At 55.2% G+C, this 26,186-nt stretch carries 24 protein-coding genes and 1 tRNA gene; 11 read left to right on the top strand and 14 right to left on the bottom strand.

The window, feature by feature from the left end; translation table 11 throughout:
- Window positions 1-6 precede the first annotated feature (6 nt).
- The gene (locus G8770_RS03285; RefSeq protein ID WP_167181733.1) at window positions 7-168 is read right to left on the bottom strand and encodes a hypothetical protein; all 162 of its coding nucleotides are present in this window, start codon (window positions 166-168) and stop codon (window positions 7-9) included.
- Between the two features lie 728 nt (window positions 169-896).
- A tRNA-Arg gene (locus tag G8770_RS03290) sits at window positions 897-973 on the bottom strand.
- Between the two features lie 244 nt (window positions 974-1,217).
- Between G8770_RS03290 and G8770_RS03295 the strand changes: the two genes are divergently transcribed.
- Both G8770_RS03295 and G8770_RS03305 read left to right on the top strand, forming a co-directional pair.
- Window positions 1,218-1,988 carry a sulfite exporter TauE/SafE family protein gene (locus tag G8770_RS03295; protein ID WP_167181735.1) on the top strand — a complete coding sequence of 257 codons (771 nt, stop codon included), beginning with the start codon at window positions 1,218-1,220 and terminating at the stop codon, window positions 1,986-1,988.
- A gap of 325 nt (window positions 1,989-2,313) precedes the next feature.
- A complete protein-coding gene (locus G8770_RS03305) occupies window positions 2,314-2,808 on the top strand; it encodes a hypothetical protein (protein WP_167181737.1) in 495 nt (164 codons plus the stop codon).
- A 66-nt stretch (window positions 2,809-2,874) separates the two neighbouring features.
- On the opposite strand, the gene G8770_RS03310 is transcribed toward G8770_RS03305, so the two are convergent.
- Window positions 2,875-4,887 carry a DNA topoisomerase III gene (locus tag G8770_RS03310; protein ID WP_167181739.1) on the bottom strand — a complete coding sequence of 671 codons (2,013 nt, stop codon included), beginning with the start codon at window positions 4,885-4,887 and terminating at the stop codon, window positions 2,875-2,877.
- 161 nt (window positions 4,888-5,048) lie between these two features.
- Between G8770_RS03310 and G8770_RS03315 the strand changes: the two genes are divergently transcribed.
- Window positions 5,049-5,708 carry an alpha/beta hydrolase gene (locus G8770_RS03315; RefSeq protein WP_167181741.1) on the top strand — a complete coding sequence of 220 codons (660 nt, stop codon included), beginning with the start codon at window positions 5,049-5,051 and terminating at the stop codon, window positions 5,706-5,708.
- Window positions 5,709-5,801: 93 nt separating this feature from the next.
- Here G8770_RS03315 and trxC read toward each other — a convergent pair whose 3' ends face one another.
- Window positions 5,802-6,239, bottom strand: a complete 438-nt coding sequence (gene trxC, locus G8770_RS03320; protein WP_167181743.1) for a thioredoxin TrxC — start codon at window positions 6,237-6,239, stop codon at window positions 5,802-5,804.
- A gap of 533 nt (window positions 6,240-6,772) precedes the next feature.
- Between trxC and minC the strand changes: the two genes are divergently transcribed.
- The 3 genes from minC (at window position 6,773) to minE (ending at window position 8,866) form a co-directional block, all read left to right on the top strand.
- Complete coding sequence (minC, locus tag G8770_RS03325) at window positions 6,773-7,681, top strand: septum site-determining protein MinC (protein ID WP_208022020.1); 909 nt, start codon at window positions 6,773-6,775, stop codon at window positions 7,679-7,681.
- A gap of 124 nt (window positions 7,682-7,805) precedes the next feature.
- Window positions 7,806-8,621 carry a septum site-determining protein MinD gene (gene minD / locus G8770_RS03330; protein ID WP_167181745.1) on the top strand — a complete coding sequence of 272 codons (816 nt, stop codon included), beginning with the start codon at window positions 7,806-7,808 and terminating at the stop codon, window positions 8,619-8,621.
- The gene (gene minE / locus G8770_RS03335; RefSeq protein WP_167181747.1) at window positions 8,618-8,866 is read left to right on the top strand and encodes a cell division topological specificity factor MinE; all 249 of its coding nucleotides are present in this window, start codon (window positions 8,618-8,620) and stop codon (window positions 8,864-8,866) included. Before minD ends, minE begins: the two co-directional genes overlap by 4 nt.
- Window positions 8,867-8,927: 61 nt before the next feature.
- Here the strand turns inward: minE and G8770_RS03340 are convergent, their stop codons facing one another.
- The 7 genes from G8770_RS03340 to G8770_RS03370 form a co-directional block, all read right to left on the bottom strand.
- A complete protein-coding gene (locus G8770_RS03340; RefSeq protein ID WP_167181749.1) occupies window positions 8,928-9,683 on the bottom strand; it encodes a slipin family protein in 756 nt (251 codons plus the stop codon).
- A gap of 136 nt (window positions 9,684-9,819) precedes the next feature.
- On the bottom strand, window positions 9,820-11,301 hold the full coding sequence (locus G8770_RS03345) for an NfeD family protein (RefSeq protein ID WP_167181751.1): 1,482 nt from the start codon (window positions 11,299-11,301) through the stop codon (window positions 9,820-9,822).
- A 322-nt stretch (window positions 11,302-11,623) separates the two neighbouring features.
- Window positions 11,624-12,217 carry a YehS family protein gene (locus G8770_RS03350; protein ID WP_167181753.1) on the bottom strand — a complete coding sequence of 198 codons (594 nt, stop codon included), beginning with the start codon at window positions 12,215-12,217 and terminating at the stop codon, window positions 11,624-11,626.
- Window positions 12,217-13,821: an ABC-F family ATPase gene (locus G8770_RS03355; RefSeq protein WP_167181755.1), complete on the bottom strand. Its 1,605-nt coding sequence runs from the start codon at window positions 13,819-13,821 to the stop codon at window positions 12,217-12,219. Before G8770_RS03355 ends, G8770_RS03350 begins: the two co-directional genes overlap by 1 nt.
- Before the next feature lie 202 nt (window positions 13,822-14,023).
- Window positions 14,024-14,776 (bottom strand): HAD family hydrolase, encoded by a 753-nt coding sequence (locus G8770_RS03360; protein ID WP_167181757.1) that lies wholly within the window; start codon window positions 14,774-14,776, stop codon window positions 14,024-14,026.
- Between the two features lie 134 nt (window positions 14,777-14,910).
- The gene (locus G8770_RS03365) at window positions 14,911-15,078 is read right to left on the bottom strand and encodes a hypothetical protein (RefSeq protein ID WP_167181759.1); all 168 of its coding nucleotides are present in this window, start codon (window positions 15,076-15,078) and stop codon (window positions 14,911-14,913) included.
- Window positions 15,079-15,179: 101 nt separating this feature from the next.
- Window positions 15,180-15,551: a hypothetical protein gene (locus G8770_RS03370; RefSeq protein WP_167181761.1), complete on the bottom strand. Its 372-nt coding sequence runs from the start codon at window positions 15,549-15,551 to the stop codon at window positions 15,180-15,182.
- A gap of 244 nt (window positions 15,552-15,795) precedes the next feature.
- Here G8770_RS03370 and G8770_RS03375 point away from each other — a divergent pair, with 244 nt between their 5' ends.
- Window positions 15,796-16,464 carry a glutathione S-transferase family protein gene (locus G8770_RS03375; RefSeq protein WP_167181763.1) on the top strand — a complete coding sequence of 223 codons (669 nt, stop codon included), beginning with the start codon at window positions 15,796-15,798 and terminating at the stop codon, window positions 16,462-16,464.
- Window positions 16,465-16,495: 31 nt separating this feature from the next.
- Here G8770_RS03375 and G8770_RS24775 read toward each other — a convergent pair whose 3' ends face one another.
- Together G8770_RS24775 and G8770_RS03385 are read right to left on the bottom strand one after the other, a co-directional pair.
- Window positions 16,496-16,984 carry a VF530 family protein gene (locus G8770_RS24775; RefSeq protein ID WP_167181764.1) on the bottom strand — a complete coding sequence of 163 codons (489 nt, stop codon included), beginning with the start codon at window positions 16,982-16,984 and terminating at the stop codon, window positions 16,496-16,498.
- Window positions 16,985-17,263: 279 nt separating this feature from the next.
- On the bottom strand, window positions 17,264-18,394 hold the full coding sequence (locus G8770_RS03385) for a zinc-binding dehydrogenase (protein WP_167181766.1): 1,131 nt from the start codon (window positions 18,392-18,394) through the stop codon (window positions 17,264-17,266).
- Between the two features lie 631 nt (window positions 18,395-19,025).
- Here G8770_RS03385 and G8770_RS03390 point away from each other — a divergent pair.
- The 4 genes from G8770_RS03390 to G8770_RS03405 all read left to right on the top strand — a co-directional run bounded on the left by G8770_RS03390 (window position 19,026) and on the right by G8770_RS03405 (window position 24,911).
- Window positions 19,026-19,961 carry an outer membrane lipoprotein-sorting protein gene (locus G8770_RS03390; RefSeq protein WP_208022021.1) on the top strand — a complete coding sequence of 312 codons (936 nt, stop codon included), beginning with the start codon at window positions 19,026-19,028 and terminating at the stop codon, window positions 19,959-19,961.
- 64 nt (window positions 19,962-20,025) lie between these two features.
- Complete coding sequence (locus G8770_RS03395; RefSeq protein ID WP_167181768.1) at window positions 20,026-21,588, top strand: hypothetical protein; 1,563 nt, start codon at window positions 20,026-20,028, stop codon at window positions 21,586-21,588.
- 179 nt (window positions 21,589-21,767) lie between these two features.
- Window positions 21,768-24,401, top strand: coding sequence for an efflux RND transporter permease subunit (locus G8770_RS03400; RefSeq protein WP_167181770.1), 2,634 nt, complete (start codon window positions 21,768-21,770; stop codon window positions 24,399-24,401).
- Between the two features lie 120 nt (window positions 24,402-24,521).
- The gene (locus G8770_RS03405; protein ID WP_167181771.1) at window positions 24,522-24,911 is read left to right on the top strand and encodes an acyl-CoA thioesterase; all 390 of its coding nucleotides are present in this window, start codon (window positions 24,522-24,524) and stop codon (window positions 24,909-24,911) included.
- A gap of 116 nt (window positions 24,912-25,027) precedes the next feature.
- Here G8770_RS03405 and G8770_RS03410 read toward each other — a convergent pair whose 3' ends face one another.
- Window positions 25,028-26,170, bottom strand: coding sequence for a MarR family winged helix-turn-helix transcriptional regulator (locus tag G8770_RS03410; protein WP_167181773.1), 1,143 nt, complete (start codon window positions 26,168-26,170; stop codon window positions 25,028-25,030).
- Window positions 26,171-26,186: the final 16 nt, after the last annotated feature.

Consider the following 26,186-nt stretch of genomic DNA (forward strand, 5'->3'; position numbering starts at 1 on the left):
CCGTCATCAATGGTTGTGTGTATGTACGTTGAATTTTCCCTGCCCCAAGGCACCATACAGCTTCAGCTGTTCCCCGAACAGGCACCCGCTTCGTGCCAATACTTTATTGAGGATATCGAGTCCGGGCGTTTCGTCAATGGCAACGTGTTTGGCATCGTTAACCAACATGATGACACCCTGGACGCACCCCGTCATTGCGCCCGCAACCACGGAACAAATCGGCTTACGGCGCAGACCAGATAATGATTGGATAGCTGGTTGGTAACAGCGAGATCGGTGGATGGGCTGTTAAATAGACTTGAGAATAGAGCAGCAGGGTTATGCGACCGAGCCAACTGAAGTTCTTGCCGACCAAACACGACAGAGTTAAACAAAAAAGCCCGGCACAAGTCCAGCTAGATGCTCTCTGATATAGATTCGGGATAGTTCAGTAACTGGATTGTGCCACCGAGCCGGGAGGATGGACTGTTAAAAGCCTTGAGGGCTTTTAACACCCTGCGGGCGCCTTTGGCGGTCTTGATTGCTTTGCAATCAATCGACCAATTTGACGGGATCAAATTTGGACTTCGAAGAAGCCCGAAGGGTGATGTGCAGGACGCACCGAATCAACCTGGGGAGGTTCTCACCCGACCGGCATGAGCCGGTTAAACAAAAAAGCCCGGCACAAGGCCGGCCGGATGCACGCTGAAATAAATTCGGGGATAGAGAGTGAGATTGTGCCACCGAGCCGGGAGGATGGACTGTTAAAAGCCTTGGGGCTTTTAACACCCTGCGGGTTCGCTACGCGAAGTCCCGATTGCTGGGCAATCGGTCGAACCTGAGGAGGTTCTCACCCGACCGGCATGAGCCGGTTAAACAAAAAAGCCCGGCACAAGGCCGGGCTTTTTTGTTTAACATGGCGCATCCGGGAGGATTCGAACCTCCGACCGCTCGGTTCGTAGCCGAGTACTCTATCCAGCTGAGCTACGGATGCGTTGCTGTTGAGGCGCGTATAATAGGGATGGGTCTTAGATGAGTCAAGCCATTTTTTGAGAAAAGCGTACTTTTATCAGTCACTTATTTGGCGCTTGCCTTTGCCTGACAACAATCGGCGCTGTGTTAACCCCTGACACTGGACTGATTCTCTGCCCTCACCTGGCCGGAGTGTTCGCGCAAGAGTATCCCTTACAATAGCCTGCTATGCTTTCGCGCTTTCACTTTCTTTCAGGGGCTGAACTTTGGAACTCACTTACAGCACACTGGCGTTGACCTTCGCCATCTTTGCTCTGGCCTGTTACATCCAAACCAATACCGGTTTTGCCTTTGCCTTGATCGTGATGAGCCTGGGCGGCGCTTTTAATGTGCTGCCACTGAGTGTACTGGCCTACTCCGTCAGTTTTCTGAGCCTGGTGAATTCCACCACCGCCCTGCGAGGTGCTTTACAGCATGTCGACCGGCAGTTGCTGGGCTGGATGCTGGTGAGCTGTATTCCCGGTGCCATCTTCGGTGTGTGGCTACTGGACAGTCTCAGCACCCACTCCCAGGACGGTTTAAGAATTGCCTTTGGCATCACGATTATTCTGTGCGGCCTGTTGATGCTGCAAAAACCCCAGCCGCTGGAACAGCGTTCTTCCAACGGTGTGGTAGTGGGTACCGGTACCATCGCCGGCATCACCGGCGGGCTGTTCGCCGCTTTTGGGCCACCCATCGCGTATCTGGCCTACCGCCAACCGCTGCCCATCAAAACCATTTTGACCACCCTGCTGGCCGTGTTCTGGGCGACGGCCGTGTTGCGCATCGCCATCGTCTCCAGTATGTCAGACGTGCCTGCCGACGTGTTTTGGCTGATTGCCGCCGGCGTCCCCTGGATTGTTGTCTGCACCTGGCTCAGCAAGCGCTTTACGCCCCCCATCCGTGAATTAACCCTGCGTCGCGGGGCGATGGGATTGCTGATGCTGTCAGGCCTGAGTGTCCTGCTGGCTGGACTCAAAGGTCTGCTGCAGCTCTAACCACCCCGTCACATCGTCCGCGTTACGGGGCTTCTTGATCAGCTGCCTGGCTTACTTGCGTTAAGTGACCCGTAGAGCCCGCACTTCAGCCAGGCACTTTTTCGCTGCCCCGCCCCCTGGGGCGAGGATGACCTTGAGCCATCATTCCGCTCACCCGCAACCCCCTGTTCCCTGTTTACTGTTCCCTGTTCCCTGCTCCCTGTTCCCTGTTCCCTGTTCCCTGTTCCCTGTTCCCTATCTTCAGCTGATCATTCACGGTTGACAAATTCCGGTTCGCGCCAGACAATTAACGATAATGATTATCATTTATAAAAGGATGTTTTGTATGCCCACGCTGTGCCCCGAACATCGTCAGCAGATAGCCCGCTCGCCAGAAAAGGCCCTGTCACTCATTCAGCAATGCATGCACACCGGCAAGCTGTACCACAACAACCGGGATTTTACTCAGGCGTGCCACCATTTCTCTCAAGCACTGGGCATCTCACAACTGCTGATTGATTTGAGGCCACTGCAAGGTAATCACAACTACTTGCCACTCAAGATTGCGGCGTCCCACAACTTGTCAGCGTCCTTCTCGGCGCTGGGCAAACTGACTCAGGCCCGCCATGTGTTGGAAGAGCTGCACGCCTCTCTGATTCAATTATGTTTGGCACCGTCCATTTCACGCGGCATCCGGGTGACGGCATTGGGGGCGTTGGACAACTCCCTCTTTTCCATCACCAGCCTGCTTGGCCTGGAGGGCAAGGTGGACCAGTTGTACAAGGTGATCAGCGAAACCGATCAGGCGGCGGAGTTGGCGGCTGCCCAGTTGTTGCACTAGCTCCGCGGGTGGCACCAACTTACCGCACCAACGGGTTTGCAATGATAGATCCACAAGCGGACAACATCAGGTTTTCGCTGTTGTCTTGCTGCCTGACTTGCCGGAGCGACGCCGCCCCGGCTTCTTCCATTGCGACTTGTTGCTCTGCGACTTTTTCCACTGCGATTTGCCATCCCCCAAGCCTTTGAGGGAATGGAATGATGAGGTCTTCGCCTGCTCAAGCAGACCATACAAGCTATCCACCATCGGGGTCATAAATTGGCTGTATTTTGTCTCCCGCTGGCTGATCGACTCCAGCTCAGATTCCCAGCGGGCTGTCATGTCCGGCCAGGTAGCACTGTCAGGCAAGGCGGCGATCAATCCCTGCCCCGCAGGCGTGGAGTGAATGGCCTTGCCCTTACGCACTAAAAAGCCCCGCTTGAACAACAGCTCTATGATCCCGGCCCGCGTGGCTTCGGTGCCCAGGCCGTCGGTGTCTTTAAGGATCTTGCGCAATTGCGGGTCGGACACGAAACGCCCAATGCCGGTCATGGCCGACAACAGTGTCGCATCGGTAAACGGTTTCGGCGGCGTGGTTTGCTTGGTCACGACCTCGCCCCGCTCGCAATGTAAGCGATCGCCAACGGCCAACACCGGCAAGCTGGCGACTGTCACCTCATCTTCTGCCTCTGGCGACACCGGCTGATTCTTTTTGGGGAACAGACAGGTCCAGCCGGGCTCGGTAATCTGCTTGGCCCTGGCGACAAATAAGCCGGTGAGGATGCGAATTTCCGTGCGGACTTCGGCGTAGCTTTCCGGCAACAAAAATTGCGCTAAATAGTTTCGGCACACCAGCTGGTAGACCTTTGCCTCGGCCTCGCTGAGTCGGGTCAGTTGCTTTTGCGTCGGGATGATGGCGTGGTGGGCATCGACTTTTTTATCGTTCCAGGCCCGGCTTTTGCGGGTAAACACCGCCTGCGTCATGGCCTCCCGGAACTGGGGCTGCTGCAGAGTCTCCATGTTGCTCACCGCCGTTTGGGCCACAGCTTGCCCCTGGGCGAAGTGCGCCTGCGGCAAGTACCGGCTGTCCGATCGGGGGTAGGTAATTAATTTGTGCTTTTCATACAACGCCTGGCAGCAATCCAACACCTGCTGCGCGCTCAAGCCAAACGCCTTGTTGGCGTCTATTTGCAAGCTCGACAAGCTGTGCGGCAAAGGCGCCGGGCGCTGCTTTTGCTGGCGTTTGTAACTGACCACTTCGGCCGGTTGACCCGTGATCCGGGTCGCCACATTATCTGCCAGCGGTTTAGAGCGGTTGCGGCCCTGTTCGTCGAGAAAATCCGCACAGCTGTCGCTGGGCACCCATTTCGCTTTAAAGCCTTCCTTATCGCTGCCCTTTGCTCCCGCTGACGTCCACAAGTGCGCCCAGACATCGTAATAATCGTGCGGGACAAACTGAGCAATCTCGTGATCGCGCCTGACCACCAGACCCAATACCGGGGTTTGTACCCGCCCCACCGACAACACGCCCTGATACCCGGCCTGCTTGCCCTGCAGGGTATAGGCACGAGTCATGTTGAGGCCATAGAGCCAGTCGGCCCGGGATCTTGCCAGGGCCGAGGTGGATAAAGGTACAAAATCCTGATTGCTGCGCAATTGTGACAGCGCCTGCTGTACCGCCGGCCGGTTGAGGTCGTTAATCAGGCAGCGCTGGGCCTGCTGTTTTTTGGCCGCGCTGGCGCCAAGATAATCGATCACCTGATCCACCAGCAATTGCCCCTCGCGGTCGGGGTCCCCGGCGTGCACCAGCTGGTCGGCCTGCTTGATCAACTGGCGCAACACCGTCAGCTGTTTGCGGGTTTTGGGCTTGGGAATCAGCTTCCACTCCTGCGGCACAATCGGCAGGGTATCGTGAGACCACTTTTTGTATTTCGGGTCGTAAGCGTCCGGCTCAGCTTGTTCCAGCAGATGACCAATGCACCAGCTCACCACATCACCAGTGGCCAACTGAATGTGACCTTCGGCGTTTTTGTGAGAGCCCGGTATGGCGCTGGCGATAGCGCGCCCGAGACTGGGCTTTTCGGCGATGTATAAAATCATAGGCGTGCAAATTTAATGAAGTGGCAAGCAAATCTGAAAATACTGTACATTTAATCAGTATACGTATTTTGCCCGGATCGACAAGCCACGGACGCAAAGGTAAGCTGTGCGGCCAGCAAAAAAATTACCCCACACCGACGAAAGCATGAGATGCCCGCCCTATGAGTTACCTACCCTGTATTGAAATTGAACCGACTGCGCCCGCCACCGCGGCGGTCATCTGGTTACACGGCCTGGGCGCCAGCGGCAACGATTTCGCCCCCATCGTGCCCGAACTAAAACTGCCGGAATCTCTCGGTGTGCGGTTTATCTTTCCGCACGCCCCCAGTATTCCGGTGACGGTCAATGGCGGCATGGTGATGCCGGCCTGGTATGACATTTTGAGCATGGACATCGATCGCAAGATCGACGAAGCACAGATTTTACAATCGGCAGAAGCCATCAAAGCGCTGATCGATCGCGAAATTGAACGCGGCATTGATAGCCGCAACATTGTGATCGCCGGTTTTTCTCAAGGCGGTGCGGTGGCGTATCAGACGGCGCTCAGCTATCCCAAAGCCCTCGCCGGTTTGATGGCCATGTCCACCTATTTTGCTACCCACGCCACCGTCGAACCCAGCACCGCCAATGAGGATCTGTCCATCTTTGTCTCTCACGGCACTCAGGATCCGGTGGTACCCGAGCTGCTGGGGCAGCGCGCGGTCGAACAGCTGCAAACCAAGGGCTACCAGCCACTCTATTCCACCTACCCCATGCAACACGAAGTGTGCATGCCGCAGATTCAGGAAATTTCTCGCTGGCTGAAGGAGCGCCTGGGTTAGCGGGCACCCCGGATTAGGCCTTCCTCACAGACCCCGGACTGTTCGCAGACCCCGGACTGTACGGAAGGCTGGCAACAACTCTCTGCAAGCCGCTTAGACAACGCCCTGCTGAGCCAGCCATTGCTTTAACTGCCCCAGCGGCATAGCCCCGGACATACGCGCCACCTCTTTACCGGCTTTGAACAAAATCAGCGTTGGGATGGAACGAATCTGCCAACGTCCGGCAATGCCCTGCTGAGCCTCCGTATTCAATTTGGCCAAACGCAAACGCGGTTCCAGCTCGCGAGCCGCCTGCTCAAACACCGGCGCGAAACTTTTGCAGGGGCCACACCAGGGCGCCCAACAATCCACCAACACCGGCAGATCGTTGTGGTTCAGTACCGCGGCCACATTGGCTGACGACAACTCCACCGGTTTGCCGGCAAAGATAGGCTGCTTACATTTACCGCACTTGGGCCCATCGCCCAGGCGATCACTGGGCAGACGGTTTTTGGCGTTGCATTTTGGGCAGGTCACATTCGTGGTTGTCATATGAATCTCTTCAATCAGGTTTGCTTGCGACTTTCGATTTTTTCATCACGTCTTCAGTTGTTCTGAAACACTCGCCGTTCTTGAGCACTAGCTGTTCTTCGGCACTGGATCACCGACCGCCTTGGCTGTTTATTAAACAGACCACTACTCGTTATTAAACAGACCACTACTCGCTATTAAACAGACGACTCCTCGTCATTCAACAGGCTACTCATTGGGCCGTGTACCATGCGTGACTCGCTTGGCAAGGCCTTGTTAAGGGTGGCTGTTTACCGACGGTTGCTGCAGCGTTGGTGACAGCTTACATTGGGCCGCAAGTGTATCAAGTGATGAGTGTGCGTCACATCCCAAAACACAACTGTTTCGGTTGCATTTTATTCGAATCGATCGAAAGATAATCATTAAGCGCACCGCATTATCCCCACTCAAAAAATAGAGTAGCTGGAACCTTGCTTAGCGCAAACCGACGCGGTATAAACCCTGAGTCTTCGTTCGGTAAAGCTAACCGACGACTAATAGGTAATGTGTTTTTCATGAGTGTAGATTCCTGTGTAGCGATGGATCAGCCGTCGTCAGCTCCCAGCTTTCGCCTTAAAGGGGGGCTATTCCCTTTAACATTGATAGAACTCGCCAACGGTGATTTACAACGCTTGCGTACCGACCTCACACTCAAGGTCGCTGAAGCACCCAGCTTTTTTCAGCAAGCACCGGCAGTACTCAGTTTAGAACTTTTTGAAGACGACGCTCAGGCTCTCGATTTGCAGGCGATCCAACAACTGTGTCTCGAATTCGGTTTGATCATTGTCGCCTTACGAGGTGCCGATGAAGCCCTGCAAGCGACCGCCAAAGAGCTGAATTTAGCCATATTGGCCAACAGCCGTACAAAGCCGGTGGTGGCTCTGGAGCCCTCAGCGGAAAAGGAGCCCTCAGCTCAAGAAGAGCCATCAGCGGCAAAGGAGCCCTCGACCCAAGAACAGTCTTCAGCAGCGCAAGGTTCCTCTGACGATAGCGAAGAGTCTGTCACTGACGACTTGTTTTCACCCGTTGGCGCTCCAGCTCTTGAAACGGGTCAACCAGCGACTGACTCGACCGGGGCCGCCCGCTCTGCGCCTGTGCCAACCAAGGTCATCACCACCCCAGTGCGCTCCGGTCAACAAATTTACGCCGCCGGTGGCGACCTGATTGTGCTGGCTCCCGTATCCGCCGGCGCTGAGTTATTAGCCGACGGCAACATTCACGTCTATGGCCCTCTGCGGGGCCGGGCATTAGCTGGCGTAAACGGGAATACAGAGGCTCGGGTGTTTTGCCAGAGCCTGGAAGCGGAACTGATTTCGATTGCCGGTTACTTTCGAGTTAATGAAGACTTGCGTGACAAGCATTGGAAGAAATCCGTTCAGGCATCGTTGACCGATGAAACCCTGAACATTGAACCACTGCGTTGAATTTTGAACGACTGAATTGTGAACAATCCAAAAAACGCTTAAACCGGAATTAAGTGAACGAACAATAATCATCAACGCTTAATTCTCCTCAACTTAATTTATCCACAACTACAGGTGAAGACTCTTGGCCAAGATAATTGTAGTAACCTCCGGAAAGGGTGGCGTGGGCAAAACCACCACCAGCGCAGCGATCAGCAGCGGTCTTGCCATGCGCGGACATAAAACTGCGGTCATTGATTTTGATATTGGCCTGCGTAATCTCGATTTAATCATGAATTGTGAGCGTCGCGTCGTGTATGACTTTGTCAATGTCATCAACGGTGAGGCGACCCTCAAGCAAGCGCTGATCAAAGACAAGCGCTGCGAACAGTTGTACATTCTGCCGGCCTCCCAGACCCGCGACAAAGACGCCCTCACCAAAGAGGGTGTTGAGCGAGTCCTGAATGAACTGATTGAGCACGGCTTTGAGTACATTATCTGTGACTCGCCGGCCGGTATTGAGCACGGCGCCTTTATGGCGCTCTACTTTGCCGACACGGCGATTGTGGTGTCCAATCCGGAAGTGTCTTCCGTGCGCGACTCGGATCGTATTCTGGGCATCCTGCAAAGCAAATCCCGTCGAGCAGAACAAGGCCTGACCGTTAAAGAATACCTGCTGGTGACACGCTACAATCCCGGTCGTGTAGAAAGTGGCGACATGCTGGGCGTCGATGACGTTCAGGAAATCCTGTCGACCACCCTGCTCGGCGTGATTCCGGATTCTGAATCCGTGCTCAAAGCCTCCAACCAGGGGCTGCCCATCATTCACGACAAAGAAAGCGATGCCGGACAAGCTTACGCAGATGCGGTGGCTCGACTGCTGGGCGAAGAAGTTGATCACCGCTTCCTGTCGGTAGAGAGCAAGGGCTTCTTCCAGCGCCTGTTCAGGAGGTCTGCGTGAGTATTTTTGACTACTTTAAAAACACCAAAAAGAATACGGCTTCCATTGCCAAAGAGCGCTTGCAAGTCATCGTGGCCCACGAGCGCAACAAGCGCAATCAGCCGGACTACCTGCCCGCCCTGCAGCAGGAAATTTTGGAAGTGATCCGCAAGTACGTGAATATTGATCAGGAACACATTGATGTCCAGCTCGAGAACAACGGCGATTGCTCGATTCTTGAGCTCAATGTGACCCTGCCGGATTGAGTTCCCAAGCGGCTCTGACCTTGGGTCAAAGCCGCGGGCTGCCGCATATGCAGCGGCGGCTTCAGGACTTTTTCAGGGTATTGATCAGATCGATCGGAACCGGAAACACAATGGTAGAGCTTTTATCCCCCGCCAGTTCCACCAGCGTTTGCAAATACCGGAGCTGCAACGCCTGCTCTTGCTGAGACAGGACATTCGCGGCATCCAACAATTTTTGCGACGCCTCATATTCCCCCTGAGCGTGGATGACTTTGGCACGACGCTCCCGTTCCGCTTCCGCCTGCTTGGCAATCGCACGAATCATGCTTTCATCCAGATCAACGTGTTTGATTTCCACGTTGGCCACTTTGATCCCCCAGGCGTCGGTCTGTTTATCCAGGATGGCCTGCACGTCCGCATTCAAACGGTCTCGCTCCGCCAGCATGTCGTCCAGTTCATGCTGACCTAACACCGAGCGCAGGGTCGTTTGCGACAGTTGACTGGTCGCCTCGAAGAAGTTTTCCACCTGGATGATCGCCTTCTGCGGGTCCACCACGCGGAAGTAAATGACGGCATTGACCTTCACCGACACATTGTCCCGGGAGATCACGTCCTGGGTTGGAACGTCCATCACCACCGTGCGCAAATCCACCCTCACCATTTGCTGCAAGATGGGTATCAAGATGATCAGCCCGGGGCCTTTGACTCTATAAAAGCGCCCCAGCATGAAAACCACACCCCGTTCATACTCCCGTAAGATCCGAAACATCGAGATCAGAAACAACAGTGTGAGCATGATTAAAACCAAGCTGACAACTTGCAGGTCAATGAGGAACATACCGACTCTCCTTAAGCGTACCCTTGAGGGCATTGGGTTTACCGGTCAAAGCGATTTGATGTACCCGCCAGGCTAGCCAGCGCTAACCGGTCGTCCACAGTGCTGGCCTGGTCATTGCGACGGTCCATCCATGTGCTTAGGAATGGGCCTGATGCTCCAGGGTTTTCTGTACCTGTAAAAACACTCCATCCACATCTTTTACTGTGACCTTGTCATTCACCTGCAAGGGTTCGTCACTGCGCACCTGCCACAGCTCGCCGTCCAGCCTCACCATGGCGGTGTCACCATGAAGAGCCTCTACTTCTGCCTGCGCCCCCAGCATATGGCTCAACCCTGTCACCACTTTCTGTCTACGCGCCCTGAGCACCAACCCCAGAGCGAAGATCAGCACGCAGGCACTGAAAGCGGCAAAACCCACGATGAGCGGCATGGCAATTTGATAACCCGGCAGACGGGTATCCATAAGGATGATCGAGCCCATCACAAAGGCGATGATGCCGCCCACCCCCAAAATGCCAAAGCTCGGTGCGAACGCCTCGGCGGTCATCAGCCCGATCCCCAGAAAAATGAGACCCAGCCCCGCGTAGCTAACGGGCAACACCTGAAACGCATACATGGCAAGCAACAGACACACCGCGCCCAGTACGCCCGGCAAGCCAACGCCGGGGTTGGAAAATTCAAAAATTAACCCGTATACCCCAATCAACATCAGCATATAAGCCACATTGGGGTTGGTAATGACAGAGAGGAACGCACTGCGCCAATCCACCGGATGATAATGTATGGCGATTTCCTGAGTCGCAAAGGTATAGTCTGCCCCCTGCAGGCTGATCTGACGGCCATCCAGCTGTTCGAGCAAATCCTCGACACTGGTCGCCACAAGATCCACCACACCCATCTCCAGCGCTTGTTCTGCGGGCAAACTCACACCCTCGCGTACCGCTCGCTCGGCCCACTCCGCATTGCGACCACGCAGAGTGGCTAACCCCTGAATGTACGCCACGGCGTCATTGATTATTTTGCGCTCCATGGCCGAGCCAGGCTGAGGCACTGGCGTCCTGGCTTTTGCGGGGGAGGCCTGGGTGTCAGCGCCCTCATCAGTACCTTCGGAGGTGTCGCTCCCCTCCGATGACGGCTTCGGCGACGGTTTTTGCGATGGATTCGGGGAGGGGTTCGAGGTTTGATCGGGGTCTTTATCCGCTTGGCCGGGCAAAGACGGCGCCCCCATCTGGACTGGCGTGGCGGCCCCGAGATTGGTGGCTGGCGACATCGCCGCCACATGACTGGCGTAAAGAATGTAGGTGCCGGCGCTGGCCGCCCGGGCTCCCTGAGGGGTCACATAGCCCACGACCGGGATCTCGGCCGCGAGAATCGCCTTGATCATGCCGCGCATGGCCACGTCCAGCCCGCCGGGGGTGTCTATCAGCAAGATCACCATGGCCGCGTTCGCTTGCTGTGCCTGCTCCAGGCCCCGAACCATATGGTCTGCGGTGGCAGGGCCGATCGCATCTTGGATATCCACCAGCCACACATCGCCTTCGGCGTTGGCGGCAGGAATCCAACACCAGAGCAGCAAAACGATCAATCCAGGTTGCAATAAACCCGTCAAACTCTTCATGGCTGATGCCTTGTGCAGGCGCACAAACACATTAATGAATCTTGTCTATCACTATGGAAGGGAATAACCGGGGTTGCAAGTTGTGCGGGGTCAGAGGCTAAATCTGATGGATAAAACACGCCATTGTGAAATGAACGCAAGCCAGCGCAAAGCCTGCCACACCAGGGATGAAGGCTTCTGGAAAGAACCGGTAAGACTATAAAAAGAGTTGGTTAATTCTTAAGTGAATCACCACTCCGGTATCGGGGACGATTTGTATCATCCCCGTGCCATTGCGCTTGTGCCAATTGAATGCGGTCGTGCCTATTAATTGCGGTCGAGCCTATTGAGAGTCTGCGGGTTTTGCGGCTGTTGTTTTCGGAATGGGGGTTTTCGGTGCAGTGGTTTTCGGTGCAGTGGTTTTCGGTGCAGTGGCTTCCGAAGTCATGGCCTTTGTAGCTGCAGGGTCAGGATTGCCCTCACCGCGCAGCTTGATGCGCAAGCCATCGATAAAATTACGCAAAATCTGGTCCTTACACTCGCGGTAATGCTTGTTGCCCGGCTTGCGAAAAAAGGAACTGAGCTCGTGGTCACTGATGGTCATTCCCGCCAGCGCCAGGGTCGCCAGAACATCATCGCTTTTAAAGTCCATCGCTATCTTGAGCTTGCGCAGCACGAGGTTGTTGGTGATTTTGCGCTCATGCTCGACCATCACGCCTTCGCGCCGGCCGCGGCGAAGAATAATCAGGGCATTCAGGAAAATCGCCAGCTGCTGGTCCTTGCAGCGTTTAAAGTAGGGGTCATCGTCTTTCTTCAGCCAGCGGTTCACCTGCTCCAGCGCCACCTCTTCGCCCACGGAGGTAAACATGTTGACGATTTTAGTATCGTGCAAATCGAACACGTAACGCAAGCGGCGCAGGATATCGTTGTTAGTCATTACGCGACCGCCCTTGACAGTTCCTGACTGGCCAAATATTCATCGTAGGTTCCCTGAAAATCGATCATCTCCTGATCTTTGATTTCAATGACCCGGGTGGCCAGTGACGTGACGAATTCACGGTCGTGGCTGACGAAAATAATGGTCCCTTCGTATTTCTTCAGCGCCTGATTCAGCGCCTCAATGGACTCCATATCCATGTGGTTCGTCGGTTCATCCAGGATCAATACATTGTTGTCCATCATCATCAATTTGCCAAACAACAGGCGGTTCTTTTCACCACCGGAACACACCTTGGCTTTTTTGTTGGCGTCGTCGGCCGTAAACAGCAAACGTCCCAGCATACCGCGCACCATCAAATCGTCGTGTTTGGCGGTGCGCCATTGAGACATCCACTCAAACAAACTCAGGTCGCTGTCAAAGTCGGCCGTACTGTCCTGCGGGCAGTAACCGATTTCGGCATTTTCTGCCCATTTGATCTCCCCCGCATTGGCCTGCAGCTGCTTCATCAGGCAGCGCAGCAAGGTGGTTTTGCCGGCGCCGTTTTCACCGATCACCGCCAGCCGGGCGCCCGCCTCCAGAATCAAATCACCACCGGCAAATAGGGTTTCTCCCTCAAAGCCGTGCCCCAAATCTTCCAGCACCAACGCCTGACGGTGCAGCTTTTTCGACTGTTTAAAGCTGATGGACGGTGTCATGCGGCTGGATGACTTCACTTCGTCGAGCTTGATCTTGTCCATTTTCTTGGCGCGGGAACTGGCCTGCTTGGCCTTGGACGCATTGGCCGAAAAACGGTTCACAAACGCCTGCAACTCATCGATCTCGGCGCTTTTCTTGGCGTTTTCCGTCAGCAACTGCTCGCGGATCAGAGACGACGCGGCCATAAAGGCTTCGTAGTTACCGGGGTAGATGCGCAGCTCACCGTAATCAATGTCGGCCATATGAGTACAGACAGAATTTAAGAAATGACGATCGTGGGAAATAATGATCATGGTGCACTTGCGCTCATTGAGCACGGTCGCCAGCCAGTTGATGGTGTGAATGTCGAGGTTGTTGGTCGGTTCATCCAACAGCAAAATGTCCGGATTGGCGAACAGGGCTTGTGCCAACAACACCCGCAGTTTCCAACCTGGCGCGACCTGCGACATGGGACCAAAGTGCAACTCTTCGTCGATACCGGCAGACAACAAGATCTCGCCGGCACGGCTTTCGGCACTGTAGCCATCCATTTCTGCGAATTCAACTTCCAGATCCGCGACCTTCATGCCATCTTCATCCGACATTTCAGGCAGGCTGTAAATACGATCGCGCTCCTGCTTCACCTTCCACAAGTTCACATCGCCCATGATCACCGCATCCACCACGCTGTAGTCTTCAAACGCGAACTGGTCCTGGCTCAGCGTCCCGACGGTGTAACCCGGAGTGATGGAGACATTACCCGCAGTCGGCGTGAGAGCCCCGCTGAGAATTTTCATGAACGTGGACTTGCCACAGCCATTGGCGCCAATCAAACCGTAGCGATTGCCGTTACCAAATTTGGCGGAGATATTTTCAAACAATGGCTCTGCGCCAAACTGCATGGTGATGTTCGCGGTGGAGATCAAGGGATACTTCCTAAAGGGTAAAGGCTAATGTGGTTGCTAATGTAACGGCGAATAACGGTGTGCTAAGACACAGATGCTGACCTTTCCCGGAAGAAAGCGTCACAAAAATACAGGCGTAGGGCGCGAGCCCAAAAGCTGCGCACTATAGAGAGTTAGAGGGGTAAAGTCGAGACAAACTGGTTACTAAGCGCTCAACCAGGCCTTATTGCCCGTGCAATTGCCAAATCAGCTCCGGGATCTCATCGGGGTGCATAACCGTGTGACTGGGCTCGATGCCCAGCTCGGCATCCAGTGGTTGCTGGTGCTGAATCCAGACCGAAGTGATGTGGCTGTTGTGGGCACCGGCGATGTCAGCCGCCAGACTGTCGCCCACATGAATGGCTTCATGAGCCTCACAATTGGCCAGTTTCAAGGCCTTTTCGAAAATCGAGCGCGCCGGCTTCTGCTCCGGCTCCTGTCCACCAATAATGATGTGATCAACGTGTTCGGCCAACTTAATGGCTTCCACCTTGGGGATTTGGGAATACTCCGGGCCATTGGTGATCACGACCAACGTTAACAACTGACGCGCTTCTGTCAGAAACTCCATAATGCCGGGGTAGAAGTTAAAGGCGGTGATGCGATCGTGATCAAACTTATCCTGCAGGGCCTGGGCGTCCTCCTCCGGCACGTCGCTAATGCCCTGTTCGGCCAGTAAATCCCGAATCAGCTGGACCCGATAAGCCCCTTCGCTGCGCTGCTCAATGATCGGCATATAGCGGGCACGTTGAGCCTCACTCCACTCACGATAGATCCCTTTGACATAGGCCGCACTGAAGATCTGGCCATCAAAGCCGTCATGCTCTGCACCATAGGCCTGCTGGGCGGCTTCACCCAGCAATTGCTGAGCTTCAGCGTTTGCCTTTTTCGTGTCACACAGGGTTTCATCCATATCGAGGAACAGGGCTTTTAACATGGTCGCTTCCGGTAATAAATCATATGACAGCTATTGTACGAAAAGTTGGCGCAAAGGGCTAAGTTGGCGTAAAGGGCTAAGTTGGCAGTCACCACCTGGACGCTCAAGCGTTACCGCCAAGCTTCCATGCAAGCTTATTTTTTCTCAATCGAGACCGCCAGGGTTTTGGCGTCACCGGCAAACCACTTTTGGACATAGAGCGTGCCGACGATCGGGGCCTTGCCCTCTTCCGGCACTTCTTTGTAGCGCACGCTGTTCTTGGTTTCTTTTTCGTATTCAAAGGTGACAACGGTGGTAGACATAACGCGTCCTAAATAATGTGATGGTTGAGAATAATGTGATGGTTGAGCGCCCGGCGCCGATACCTGATCTGAGCGCCGGATAAGGTTTCCATTTTCGTGCCTTATTCCACACACCACTGGCGGCGATTGAAAAACAACACCCAGAACAGGACGGCCAGGGCTGTATGAATCAGTAATACCGCCAGGGAGCCTCCCGCGGCCAGCATCTGCACCGACGCCATCGCCAGCGCGGTGTGGAAGGTCGCCAGTACGCCCAGTGACACCCCCATGGTGCGAAAGTTATCCCGCTGTGACCAGGTCCAGAAGACCACGCTGGCCATGGTCACAGCGGCAAAACCGTAGTTCACCGCAAACATCAACAAAGCCGGGTCTTGCGTGGGGACCACTTTTGCCGGCGCCACAATAAGCAACAGCCCGACCAGCCCTTCGACCAGAACATGCAGGATAAACACCGCGATCAGTAGCTTTTTCATTATTGTCTCTTTCCTTAGTCATTATTCGCTTTTTATGAACCACCCACAGCCTTGGCCATAATAGATGCCATTGTGACATGGCGTGGGCACCGGGCAAAGTTGCCCCCTCTTTCTGGCAACCGGCCACAGTTCACTATACTGTTGGGCAAGATCACGGTCTGAACACCATACTCCCGCGGCACCTGACCCCGGGTATGACATCTGAGACCACTTCACTCATCCCGACCATAAAGGCCTGAATACCATGCTGACGCTCCACGGTTTCCCCTCCTCCAACTACCACAACATTGTTAAGCATGCTCTGCTGCAGAAAGGCATTCCCTTTGAAGAGCACATTGTGTACCCCCAAACCCCGGAAATGCTGGCGGTGAACCCGATGGGCAAAGCCCCATCCATGACCACCGAATCCGGCACACACCTCTCGGAAAGCACCGTACTGGTGGATTATCTGGAAGATGCGTACCCTGACAACCCCCTCTACCCGGCCGATGCGGACGCACGCGCCCAGGTTCGCCAGCTGATGAAAATTTCGGAATTGTATATCGAGTTGCCCGCCCGACGCCTGTTGCCCTCGCTGCTGGTCAATGCCCCCGCGGATGAAGACACCCTGAAGGAAGTTCGCGCCATGCTGACCCGTGGCATCAACAGCCTCAATACGCTGGCCAAATTCTCGCCTTACGTGCTGGGCGACGAGCTGAGCGCGGCTGACATTTATCTACGCTACGTCCTGAACGTCGCCAAACAAGTCGCCACCACCCTGTTGCACTGGGATCTGGCGACGGACATTCCGGGGTTGTCGGAGTGGAGCGAGTTGATGGCCAGCACCCCCATCGCGCAAAAGATTGACGCTGACCGGGAAGCCAACCACAAAGAATTTATGGCTTATATAGCCGCGGCGAAAGCCAAAGAATAACCGCCGTGAACGCTAGACCACCCGTGAAGGGCTATTTGGAATGCTTGCTTTTCCATTTGGCCCAGGGGTCGTCCGACTTGCCGCTCGACGCTGAGGACTTGTTTGCCGCGGGCTTCGCGTCAGAGTGTCCGGGGCTGGATCGAAATGACGCATCCCCCGTCGCCTTGGGCTGTGGCTTGGAACGTTTGGGACGCTCCGACTTATCCACCTCAATCACGACCGGATCCCGGGGCTTCTGGTGCAAGGGAATTGTTCGATCCCTGGGTGGCAATTCGTATTGCTCGTCATCAGGCTTGGGCAGACGTTTGAATTTATACAGGTAAAAGCCTTCGACTTTTTCTCTCGCCCACGGCGTTTTTCGCAGAAACTTCAGGCTCGACTTGATGCTGGGATTGCTCTTGAAACAATTGATGTTGATCGCACTGGCCAGTGCGTCCCAACCATAGTGATCCACCAGATCTGTCAGTAAAGCTTCCAGCTTCACACCGTGTAGTGGGTTGTTTTTCTGTTCTTCAATCATAATGTGTCGTCAACCAAAGGCCGTCTGAAGTAAGTTCTTAAACCTGATGTAAGCTCTAAAAGCAGGATACGCAGGACGGTCTGGAAAGGCCATCCCGCGAGCCCTGTGTGTATGAGGACAGTATAGCGGAGCCCTCATGCACATGACATCTGTGTTTACCTGCCAGCCTCGGGCTTTAACCCGATTTAGAACTTTACCCCTACTTCCGAGCTTTGCCCCAAAATCAGAACTTTGCCCAAGGTCCGAGCTTTGCCCCAAAATCAGAGCGTTAGCCTGTGATCAGAGCCCCTTTTGTGGACAGAGCAAATACTTCTCACCCGTGGTTTTCTGGTTGTACTGGCGGGCAATGTCCGCATCCAGCATTTCGACCAGTGACACCTCCTGGGTGTATTGGCTGGCAAAGGTGGTTTTCAATTCACGGGCCACCCGGCCGCACATTTCATTCCACTTGTCAGGCCCAATTTTCGCCAGAAAGTACGTCAACAGCCAGCCAGTGAGACTCCAGGCACGTCCATAAGCGCGGGTCAGGATGGTCGGCGTGAGATCGAGGTTGCCGTAGAGATACACCTGCTTAAAGACATCCGTGCCGTACATACTGTATGGCGCTGGTGTGCGCGCCGCTGCGGCTTCCATGGCGGTTAAAATCTGATCCGCCAACTGCCCGCCACCGGTCGCATCAAAGGCAATAGTGGCGCCTGTTTCATGCAGAGCATCGGTCAAATCCGCCATAAAGGTGTCAGAGCTGCTGTTGCAGATGTACTTGGCCCCCAGCGCCTTGAGGATATCCACCTGCTCCTGTTTGCGGACGATATTCACCAGCTCGATGCCATCGGCCAGACAAATCTTGTTCAACATCTGACCGAGGTTCGACGCCGCCGCCGTGTGCACCAGGGCCTTGTGGCCTTCCATTTTCATGGTTTCCACCATGGCCAAAGACGTCAGCGGGTTCACAAAGGAGGAAGCGCCCTCTTTGGCGGAAGTTCCCTCAGACAGCGGCAAACACATGGCCACCGGCACCGCCCGGTACTGGGCAAAAATGCTGCCACCAAACAGGGCGACGGTTTTACCCAACAGGGCCTGGGCTTCATCACTGCTGCCCGCGGCAACCACAACCCCGGCGCCTTCGTTGCCTATCGTTAATGCCTGTCCAACCCGTCCCTCGAAGCGCTCCATCAATTCGGCGGGAAAGGGCGCCGACAACACGGTCGCGGCCCCCTCACCCCGGGATTCTGCCTGACTGATGTCCGCCGGGCCAAACAAAGTCCCCAAGTCTGAAGGGTTAATGGGCACAGCCTCAATTTTCACCACCACCTCATTAGCCTCTGGCGTGGGTATTCCCACATCGGCCAGGGCCACCTGCAGTGTGCCGTTTTCCAATAACGTCGATTGAATCTGAAGTGCTGAAGGCATGAAATTTCTCCGATGCTGATGAGTTTTAATTGTTTTTGTGGTGTCTTTATTCTTTCGTTGAAGACTTTATTCTTTCCTTAAAGACTTTATTTTTGCGTACCGCGGCTGTGTAAAAAGGATCAAAGGCTGGGTGCCGCCATATTTTGTACAAATGTACTATTATCTTCCGTGACAGACTAGCCGGTTTTTGCACAGGATGCCATAGGGCATTTGTGACGACCTGCCGTGACGAACTGCACCGTAAAAAATCAACAGACCACCCAACCGGCGCGCCTCAAAAACGCCTCATACCGACCTCACACAAATAACCTGCTCTTAGAATAGCCCTTCTTAACTGAGAGCAGTCCCTCTTAACTGTGAGCAGCCCCTCTTAATTGTGAATAGTCCCACTTAGCCGTTTGGCTCCTAAGTGTATGTCCTTAACTATAATCACCCCCAATGGCAGGGTTTTTCTCCCATGAAAAACCTGAAAATTTGCGTTTTCTGCCGCCAATGTCGCTCAATTCAACGGAATAGAACAAAAAACCTCGATTACTTTTTCCTTTGATCACTCCCCACTGGCAGGCTTGCGAAAAGGTTTGTAGGCTACGCCCACCTTGACGCACAGCGTGTTGACACAGGACAGACACTCATGAGATTTCCCCACCGCCGCCTTGTTACTGTTAAAGCCGCTCAGCCACTGAGCCGCTTTACCTTAATGCTGATCGCGTTGCTGTCGCTGTCCGCCACGGCCAGCGTTGCCGCAAAGGACAGCCCATCCGGCGATGAGAAGAACCTGAACGACAGTAGCGCCAAAGCCAAAGCGCTGGCCCAGGCGGTCTACGATCGTCCCTCCGGCGACAATATCAGCTCCCGGGTGATTATGGCTCTCGAAAGCAAAGGCAAAGTTCAGAAAAAACGCCTGCTTTACAGTTACGGCGCCGACAAGGGCAAAGGCGAGCGCTGGGGCCTGATGCGCTTTATCACCCCCAAAGACATCGCCGGCACCGGCCTGCTCTCCATTGATCACCCCGGCGACGAATCGGACCAGTGGCTTTATCTGCCCTCACTGGATCGCGTGCGCCGCATTGCCTCCAGCCGCAAAGGCGGCCGGTTTGTGGGCTCGGACTTTTTTTACGAAGACCTCAGTGACCGCGAGGTCAGCATGGATAACCACCGCCTGCTGGGAAGCGATGAAGTCGGTGGCGTCAGCTGCACCTTGCTCGAGAGCACCCCGGTGGAGAAATCCAACTCGGTGTATTCCAAACGCGTCAGCTGCATTCACGATCGCCTGCTGATTCCCCTCCGGGTTGATTTTTACACCCGTGGTGACAAGCCGGTGAAACGCTTGCAGGCCAGTAAAATTCGCAAGGTGCAGGGGTACTGGACGGTGTATCAAAGCACCATGACCGACCTGAAAAAGAATCACAAAACCCACCTGATCACCACCGATGTCATCTACGATCAGCAGCTGCCAGACAACTTGTTTACCCAGCGCGGCCTGGCGGATGAGAATCTGGAAAAACCTTTCCGTCCCCGGAAATCCGCCCCGCAAGCGACCGGCGACAAAGACAAAGACAAAGACTAATTTTGGCAGCCGATCAACTGCACACCAACGCATAGTGACAGCCCCAAACCATAAGGAACACACCATGAACCACACACCCCAGCCCTTGCTGGCGGCATTATTGCTGAGCCTGAGCGCTTCGCTCTCCAGCAGTTACGCAAACGCTGACTCCGACCGGCTGTTTATTGAAGACTCGGACGATGAGCAATTGATCATTGAGAGTGGGGATGGCGAGAGCCTGAGCATTGATGACGGTCTGGATGGGGACGATTTGATCATTGATGACGAACTGAGCATTGACGATGGACTCAGTACCGATGATGAACTGAGCATTGACGAAGACCTGAACATTGATGACGACCTGAACATTGGTGACGAAGCGGGCACTGATGACGAGCTGAATCTTGGTGACGAACTGGGCATTGCGGATCAGCCGCCCAGCCAGGCAGACCAGGGGGTAAGCGTCTCCCTGGATCGGGCCTGGTTTGAAACCGGCTTTCTTGAAAGCGACAACCCAGCCGACTACCAACTCTACGGACACGCCAGGGCCAAAATTCACTGGCAACAGGGGCCATGGGAAGCTCAGGCGGCCGCCAGAGTGGATCTCTACGATGAACACCCCGGCGGCTGGGACGACACCGACCTGGACTACGATGAAACGTTCATACGCTACCGAAGCAAGAGCGGCATACTCACGCTTGGTGCCCAAAGAGTCATTTGGGGGCGCATCGACGAATTGCCGCCCAGCGATCGCCTCAGCACTCCCGATCTGCGCCGTGGCCTGCTGGACGACCTGGAAGACCGACGCCTGGCCTCTGCCGCCGTGCGTTATGAACATTTTATGGACGGCGGCCGTCAAAAGCTGGACTTCCTGTATGTCCCTCGGCTGCGCGAAGCCGAACTGCCCGACAACCGCGGCATCTGGTACCCGATAAATCAAGACAAGGGCACCATCATCGGACTCGACACCACCGCAGCCATTGAAGCCGTCGTGCGCACCGCCGCCATCGACGACAGCGCCCCCGACACTGACGGTGGCTTGGGTGTACGCTTTAACCAACAGGGCAGCGGCTATGACTATGCGCTGAGCATCCAGCGTGGTGTCGCGACCCTGCCCTACTTCACCTACAACCCGGCACGCAATCTGGTGGAAGCGAAACACCTGCGCTCCACGACGGTCTCTGGTGACCTCGGCTTTGAAGCCCTCGGCGGCACCCTCAAGCTCGAAGCCGCCTGGAACAGCGACACCCCGATCACCCGCACGAACGGTCGCTTCGACAGTACCGAAAGCCTCGCCTGGGGTGTGGCCCTGGAAATGTTCCCCGGCGACGGCGATACCCGCCTCAACCTGCAACTGGTCGGCAATTACCTGATTGATGCGCCCAGTGTTCTCGATCGGGACAAGGCCGTCTCTTTCAACGGCTCGCTGGAATGGCCTTTTGCCGACAACAACTGGCGTGCCCGTATGCGTTTCAATGTCGGACTGGACATGAACGACCTATACTTCAACCCAGAACTGACCTATACCGGGTTCAGCAGTCAGGAGCTCTATCTGGAATTACACAGTTACGACGGAGACAAGGGCAGCGTGGGCGGATTCTATGAAGATAACTCCCTGATCAGCCTGGGTTGGCGCATCGACCTCTGACAGGGTAGCCCCGCGCTGACAGGACTGGTGCAGACAAAGCAACGCCCACAGGAACATCCCGTCGTAGTTCTGCTTGCTGGCACGCTGTCGAATGGAAAACGCGAAGTGGGAGTACGACCATCACGGACAAAAAGGAATACCAACAGCGTCTTGCCAGCCAACGCCATGCCATTGCCGTCATGGACTACGGCATTTTTGTGCTGGCCAATCACCGCTTTGTCGAAAAGCTGGGGTACGACCACTTCGAGCAGCTGGAGTCTTCCAACCTGCTCGACCATACCGTGGAGCTGGACAAAGCCGCCCTGCGTGAATTTTTAACCCAGGCTTCCCATTCCGACGCGATCCAAAAGCACTTGCCTCAACTCAGCGTGAACTTTCGCTCCGCCGACGGGCACATCTTTGCTGCAGAACTGTCCGGTTACTGCACCCATCTCGAGGGCAAGGATGTCATTGAAATACAAATGGTGACCGAGGAGGACCGCAAGCTCGCTAACCGTGTGCGCAACCTGCCCTGGCGGTTGTACCTGTGCCTGATCTGTTTGCTGGCGATTACCGTTCTCCCCAACGCCATCTTACCCAAGCTGAACATCAACAACGCGCCCACCACGTTTTTACCACCCGACGCACTGAGCCGCCAATTTTACGATCACGTGCGAACGATTTTTCCCGACGATGAAGTCATCATTTTGCTGTTTGAAGGGGTTGCCCTCTTCTCCGATGGATTCTTGCAGGCTTACGATCAGCTGGGGTTTGAGATCGGTAACCTGGAGGATGTGGACGATGTCATTGCCATCACCAGTCAGGACCACATTGAAGGGACTGACGAAGGCTTCCTGATCAGCCCGTTAGTGGATATCGAGCAGCTCGACGAGACCCGCCCTCAGGAGCGTCTGCAGCGAGCCATCGGCGACCGCTTTGCCCGCAACTCTCTGGTGGCCGCCGATGGCTCGGCCATTGCCATGGTGGTGATTCCCGTCAATCTGGATAACAGCATACTCAACCTCAAGCTGGAAGAGTCGATCCTCCAGCGGGTTAAAGAGCAGCAACTGGACGGTTATCTACGTGCTGTCAGCGGAGAAATTACCACCGACGTTGCCCAAATGCGGATGATTCTGCAGGACAACATGACGTTCATTCCCCTCACGGTAGCGACCGGCCTGCTACTCACCTGGCTGCTGTTTCACCGCATGCTGGCCGTGGTCATTACCGGCGTGGTGACCGGTGCGGTGGTGAATAGCACCACCTCCCTGTTCGTGCTGTTTGATCAACCCTTCAATTCCATTTCCAGTATCCTGCCGCCGCTGCTGTCGGCACTCACCATGGCGGCACTGGTGCATGTTTACAACGCGCTGCAATACACCTCGCTGCGGGGTCTAAACGGCCGCGAACGGGTCAATGCGGCCATGCAGGAAGTCAAACGCCCGGCACTGTTCAGCGCCCTCACGACCGCCATCGGGCTGGCATCCCTCGGGTTCAGCTCGATTCCGCCCATCCGCATGTTTGGACTCTCCGCCGCGCTCGGGGTCTGTCTGGTTTACCTGATTGTCATACACCTGCTGCCCCCCATTCTGGTTCAGTTTGACCGCAAACCCTGGCCCAGGCGTCAGCACGGACTGCAATTTCTGGATCAACTGGTGAATGTGCTGGTACGCACCGGTATTCGCCATCCGGTGACCGTCATCGCGGTGGTTGTCCTGTCGCTGGCGGCCTCGGCGCCACTGATCGCCCGCATCAAGGTAGAAACCAATCTGCTGGAGTTTTTCCACGCCGATCACCCGCTGAGAGTGGACACTGCCCACATCGAAAACAAACTCGCCGGGACCCTGCCGCTGGAGATTGTCTTTACCGCGACCGACCCTGACTGGCTGCTGAAACCCGCGATATTGCAACAAATCAGGCAGCTCCAGACCGGACTGGAAAGCCTCACATCCGTCGATAAAACCCTCTCGGTGGCCGACTTTATCGAAGAAATGAACTGGGGCTTTCACGCTGAAGACCCTAAATACCGCACCATTCCCGACGACGCCCAGCTGATCAGCCAATACCTGTTTGTCTACGACGGCGAAGACCTGTTTGATTTTATCGACAGCGATTACCTCAACGCTCGCGTGGCCATCAGTGCCAACGTGCACGGCGCCGAAGAAATTCGGCAACTGATTCAGGATGTGCGCGAACAGCTGCGCAAGCGCCCCGGCTTACTGGGCGCAGACATTAAATGGGAAATTTCCGGAGCGGGTCGGCTGTTTGCCGATCAGGAAGCGTTGCTGATCGAAGGCCAGGGCAAAAGTCTGGGCGGTGCCCTGGTATTGATTTTTCTGCTTCTGTTGGCATCCTGGCGCTCACTGCGCGACGCCGCCCTGTGTATGATTCCAAACCTGTCGCCCATCCTGTTGATTTTTATTGTCATGGGCCTGCTGCGCATCAACCTCGACATGGCCACCGCCATGATCGCCAGCGTTGCCGTCGGCATCGCCATTGACGACACCATTCACGTGTATCACGGCTTTATCCACCGTATCAAAGCTGGCAGGTCGCCGGTCACCGCCCTGGTGCGCGCCTATCAAACCGCCGGCCGCGCCGTGATGGTCACCACGTTTATCCTCTGCAGCCAGTTTTTATTGCTGCTCGCCAGCGCCTTCGTCCCCATGGGCTATTTTGGCTTGCTCTCCAGCATTGGCTTGATCGCCGCGCTGGTCTTCGATTTGCTGCTGTTACCCGCCATTCTGATACTGGTTTTCAGCTACTTCCCCTATAAGAAAAAACGATCCCGCCATCACAAGAAGCATGTAGAACAGTTCGACGATACGCTTTAAAGGAAAGAATATGTCGACATTGAGCCACAGACCCACTGGGGCGGTGACGCTGACCAGCTTTGGCGGGTAAACTGGTCAGCCAATAACATCATTAATCCCACTTGAAGCAATTGCCTGACTATGAAGCTCCCCGTCACCCGAACCACAGTACAAACCCGCTATTCCGACACCGATGCCATGGGGCATATTTCTTCCGGCTCCTACGTCACCTTTATGGAAGTGGGCCGGCTCGACTTCTTTGACGAGCTCGAAAAGCTGACGCCCATGGCGGTTGGCATGGTGGTGGCCAACATCAATCTGGATTACATCCAGGAATGTGTTTACGGCGATCACATTGAGGTGGTGACCTGGTGTTCACGGGTGGGCACCAAAAGCATGACACTGCGCAATGAGATCTACGCTAATGGCACGCTGCGGGCAAAGGGCTCTGTCACCAGTGTCGGCTTTGACATGACCACCCGCAAAGCTGCGGCCCTGCCCGAGCAGTGGGAAGCGTCTGAGGCCGTCTAATTTGAGGCCGCCTAATCTAAGGCCATCTAAAAGAGTACACCGGAGCCCTGGCGGCAAAGAGTCTGTAAACTCGAATGGCTAATGTTGCATAACGGACGAGAAAACGAATATAGCCTTTACATCTTGCCGCGCGTTATCGTCATTAACCGTTGGGCCAACGCATAAGCACCTGCCGCGCCCAACTCTGCCAATAGCTCTTCTGACAACTGTCGGATTTTTCCCGGCAGAGCCCCCATGCTGCCGTGTTGAGCCGCCACCTCCAAATACAAGGTCGCCAGGGTTTCCTCCAGCGCCCGATACTTGTCATCCCCGAGCGCCTTGTGAATGGATGCCTCCAACTCCCGCACACTGGCCAAAATCTCCACCAGCAGTTCCGAACCCAGCGGTGACAATCGTAAAATCACTTGTCGCTTATCGGTCGGATCCGGCTCGCGAACAATGTACCCCTGTTGCTCAAGCTCTGCTGCCGTCACGGCAACGGCTTGTTTGCTGACACCCGTCACCGACGCGATGTACTGAATTTTTTGGCCTTCCTGGCTGATCAAACCGAGCACCTGGCCAAGGTTGGCGCGCAACCCCTGAAACCCTTTATCACTCAAGGACGTGAACAGTGCCCGGCGAAACTCCCGGTTCAGCACGGACGACAACTGATTCAAACGGGTAGACCCGCTCTTGAAGGCGTCACTGCCAGCGTGTTCGCCATCCATCGTGGACTCCAGCACCCGCAACTCCGGCAGTTCAATCTTGCGAATGCGACACAGCGCCTCCAGCAGACCGATTAACTCTTGCAGACGCTCTTCACCCACTTTGCTGGCAAATTCGTGCTGCAGTTCAACCATGTGCTGAACCCCGTCCTGCAACAGCTGCCGCCCCTTGGCCGACAGTGACAACAAACTGGAACGGCTGTCTTGCGGGTGTTTTCGACGCTCGATGTAGTCCAGCGTCTCCAGCTCGCGAATGACCTTACTGCACGCCTGCTTGCTGATCCCCAGCTTGGCCGCCAGTTCACCGGGGGAGTGATCCTGTTCCGCCAACAAGGAGATATACCCCTCATAGGACAAACTCAGCTTTTCGTAGCGCTGGCTGGCCATCAGCCTGTCCTGGGTGCTCTTCTGGACAAAGTGCGTCACCGCGATCAAATGCGCCACCAGCCCCTGACTGGTGAGCCCCAGGTCCTTATCGAGGTGGGTATCCGCACGGCTGATGTTGGCTTGAGTCTTGATAGGGGTTTGAGTCTTGGTTTTGGCTGAAGTGTTCATGCAAATATAGTAAACC

The sequence above is a fragment of the Pseudomaricurvus hydrocarbonicus genome, from assembly GCF_011602365.1.
GTDB classification, from domain to species: Bacteria; Pseudomonadota; Gammaproteobacteria; order Pseudomonadales; family Cellvibrionaceae; genus Pseudomaricurvus; species Pseudomaricurvus hydrocarbonicus.